We start from the raw sequence: 4,140 nt of genomic DNA, 5'->3' as shown, positions 1-4,140 counted from the left end.
TTATTTGCTATTATAATTAATAGATTTTATGTGTATATAATTTACAATATTAAAATTTCTTTAAAAATATTGAGTTATATAAGGATAAAATGAAGTTATTTAATACAATATATATTAAATAATATGACTTATTTAAATTCTTGTGATAATTAATTTTAATATAAAACAATTAGCACAAAGCATAAATACAATAATATATATATATACTATTGTATTTATTAAATAGATAAATGGAGGTATGTTAAAATGAAAGTTTCAGAAAAAGAGTTTCAACATGAATTTTCAGTACAAGCTATAGATACATTATGTCCTTTAGTAACTTTTCTTAACAATAATAATATTGGGACTTCATTAAATGAATTTAATTTTAGTAGTGGTTGGAATTATGAAACAGTTAGAGTAAATGAAAATTATGAGGGAGATAGTCATTGGACAATACAATCAGGAGCAAAAGTAACAATTAAATTTGTAGCAACTGAGTTTATAATAATAGCAACTAAAGATCCAGCACATGGCATTATGACAATTTCAATTGATGAAGATAATCCTATAGATATAGATTTATATTCTAATGCTCGTATAGGAAAGCAACAGGTTTTTCAAAGTCCAGTTTTATCTAATATTGAGCATATTATAGAAATTAAATGCTCAGGAAGAAAAAATGCAAGTGCTACAGGTATAGCAGCTTATATAGATGGTATTTTTGTTTTAAATAAGAATGCACCATTAATACAAAATGAAATTCCCTCATTTAATAAAGCAAAAATAGTACCATCTAACTTTCAACATAAAGTTTCATCACAAAATATAGACACATTATGTTCCTTAGTAACTTTTCTTAATGATGGAAAGCTTGGTACTTCATTAAATGAATTTAATTTTAGTAGTGGTTGGAATTATGAAAAAAATAAATTTGATGAAAATTATGAAGGAGATAGCCATTGGACTAATGAATCAGGTGCAACAGTAACAATTAAATTTGTAGGAACTGAATTTATAATAATAGCTAATAAGGATCCAGGCTATGGAATTATGACAGTTTCAATTGATGGAGATAATCCTTTAGATATAGATTTATATTATAATTTTCATATAGGAAGACAACAAGTTTTTCAAAGTCCAGTTTTATCTAATATGGAACATCTTATAGAAATTAAATGTTCAGGAAGAAAAAATACAAATGCTACAGGTATAAAAGCTTATATAGATGGTATTTTTGTTTTAAACAAAAATTTGGCACTAAACAAAAGAGCAATTGCATCATCAAAAGAATATGATTATTTAGATCCTAATAATGTAACTGATGGAGTAATAGAAGTTATATCTAGATGGGGCAGTGGAAACTTTAACACAGGACAACAATGGATTTATATTGATTTAGAAGAAAGAATTGAATTTGATGAAATAATAATAAATTGGGCCACAGCGCATGCTACAATATACAGAATAGAAATTTCAAATGATGCTAATAGTTGGACATCTATCTATAGAACTACCACTGGCAATGGAGGTAAAGATGTTATTACTTTTAATTTTAAACAAAATGCAAGGTTTGTAAGAATTTATGGTGAAAAGAATAATCCAGATATTTGGCATACCATGGCTATATATGAAATTGAAATATATAATAGAGATTCTTTTATTGATATAAGAGGAGCAAATTTAGCATTAAAGAAAAAAGCAGTAGCATCAGCAAAAGAATATGATTATTTAAATCCTAGCAACGTAACTGATGGAGTAATAGAGTTTACATCTAGGTGGGGAAGTGGAGATTTTAATACAGGACAACAATGGATTTATATTGATTTAGAAGAAAAAACTGAATTTGATGAAATAATAATAAATTGGGCTACGGCTTATGCTACAATATATAGAATAGAAATTTCAAATGATGCTAATAGTTGGACATCTATCTATAGAACTACCACTGGCAATGGAGGTAAAGATGTTATTACTTTTAATTTTAAACAAAATGCAAGATTTGTAAGGGTTTATGGTGAAAAGAATAATCCAGATATTTGGCATACCATGGCTATATATGAAATTGAAATATATAATAAAAATTCTTTTATTGATATAAAAGGAGCAAATTTAGCATTAAAGAAAAAAGCAGTAGCATCAGCAAATGAAGTAGATTATTTAACTCCTAATTTAGCCACAGATGGATTAATAGAGCTTAAATCAAGGTGGTCAAGTGGAAATTTTAATACAGGACATCAATGGATTTATATTGATTTAGAAGAAAGAACGGAATTTAATGAAATAATAATAAACTGGGCAAAAGCTCATGCCACAATATATAGAATAGAAATTTCAAATGATGCTAATAGTTGGACATCTATCTATAGAACTACTAATAGTACTGGAGGAACAGAAATAATTAATCTAAATCCTAAACAAAATGCAAGATTTGTAAGGGTTTATTGTGAAAAAAACAATCCAGATATTTGGTATACTGTAGCTATATATGAAATTGAAATATATAATAGAGAATTTTCAAAAATAACAAGTGAAGTACTTTCTATGGATGTAAATACAGTTATAGAAGAAATTAAAGAACTTTTGGTGAATAAAGGAGATACTAAGTTGAATTTACCTTTAGTTCCTAAGGGGTTTACAATTAAAGTTGAAAGTTCAGATTTTATTTCCATAATAGATAGAAACGCTAATATATATACTCCATTAGTTGATACTAATGTTAATGTTAATATTAAAGTTTCTGATGAAAACGGAAATTATTCAAGTAAAGATTTTCAAGTATTAGTGCCAGGTATGTATAATACTATGGGAATTAATAAAAAGCCAAATGTAATTCCTAATTTAAGAGAATGGATTGGACTTGAATGAAGTTTTGTACCTGAAAATAGTGAAATAGTAATTGATGAAGATTATAATGATGAATTAACTATTATTGCAAATAAATTTGCAAAGGATTATAAAGTGGTTACAGGAAATGATATTTCTGTAGTTAGTGGAGAACCAAAAGTTGGAGATTTTTATATAACTTTATATTGTGATGATAAAGGAATAGGTAAATAAGGAGTTTTTTGTATGGACTGTTTTTTAAGTAAAAAAATTCTTGAAATGATTTTTTTTTATGATGATTTTTTTTTAGAGAAGAAAAATGTAGTTGCAGTTGGGTTAGGATCAAAAATTATTAAAAATATGGATACTAAAGAACCGTGTTTAAAAGTTTTTGTTGAAAAAAAAGTTCCTATAAATAAATTATTAAAAAATGAGTTATTACCTAAAGAAATTTTTGGTATGAAAATAGATGTAATAGAAGTTGGTAAAACCCCTTCCTTTTTAACTTATCCTTCTGATAAAGTTAGTTCTGATAATAAATTTCAAACAAGTAATAGATTTCAAACAAGACTTAGACCAATAGAACCTGCTTGTTCTATTTCTCAATATAAAAATATGTCAGCTGGAACCTTAGGGGCTATAGTATTTGATAATGAAACTAATGAGCCTTATATATTAAGTAATAATCATGTATTGGTAAATCAAGATGAGCCAAAAAAACAAATGGCTATACTACAGCCTGGACATAAATATGGTGGCTCTAGTAATCTTAATATAATTGCTATGGGTACTAGATATATTCCTATTAAAACAACAGATTATAACTTAGTAGATTGTGCTGTTACTAAAATTTTACCACATGTTAACTACCTTAAAAGAATTTTTATCATTGGTGAAATATCAGGTATTGCAGATGCTAAAGAGAATGAAGAAGTAGTAAAGGTAGGAGCTACATCACAATATACTGAAGGAAAAGTTATTGCTACTAATGTTAGTTTAAGTGTATTGTCATCTCATAAAGTAAAGTTAAGTTATAAAAATCAAATAGCTGTGAGTAGAATGAGTGAAGACGGAGATTCAGGTTCTATATATCTTAATTATAAAACCAAAGCTATTGGATTAGGCTTTTGTGCCACAGATACTACAACATTTCTAAACCCCATATTTTCTGTTTTAGCATCTTTAAATGTTCATTTTTAATTTGAAAAATCCATGTTATTATTATAATAATTATAAATTATTTAAATGTATAGGTAAATGCCTATATATTTTATTTAAAATTAATATTTTACCTTTCGATAAAATAATTTTATAATTAAAAAGCAAATTAACTTT

Annotated in this window: 2 protein-coding genes; both read left to right on the top strand. The window is 26.2% G+C overall.

The genetic code is table 11. The annotated features are described in order from the left end of the window. Positions 1–246 precede the first annotated feature (246 nt). The gene (locus GBZ86_RS13340) at positions 247–2,847 is read left to right on the top strand and encodes a discoidin domain-containing protein (protein WP_152891426.1); all 2,601 of its coding nucleotides are present in this window, start codon (positions 247–249) and stop codon (positions 2,845–2,847) included. Positions 2,848–3,051: 204 nt separating this feature from the next. Next, positions 3,052–4,005 (top strand): chymotrypsin family serine protease, encoded by a 954-nt coding sequence (locus GBZ86_RS13335; RefSeq protein WP_152891424.1) that lies wholly within the window; start codon positions 3,052–3,054, stop codon positions 4,003–4,005. The last annotated feature ends 135 nt before the right edge of the window (positions 4,006–4,140 follow it).

Source organism: Clostridium tarantellae (assembly GCF_009295725.1).
GTDB classification, from domain to species: Bacteria; Bacillota; Clostridia; order Clostridiales; family Clostridiaceae; genus Sarcina; species Sarcina tarantellae.
Note: the sequence above shows the minus strand (reverse complement) of the source record. Positions and strands in the feature narration are given on the sequence as shown.

Coding starts and splice junctions, on each gene's coding strand:
- GBZ86_RS13340 (WP_152891426.1), top strand. CDS start 247: ATGAAAGTTTCAGAAAAAGAGTTTCAACATGAATTTTCAGTACAAGCT.
- GBZ86_RS13335 (WP_152891424.1), top strand. CDS start 3,052: ATGGACTGTTTTTTAAGTAAAAAAATTCTTGAAATGATTTTTTTTTAT.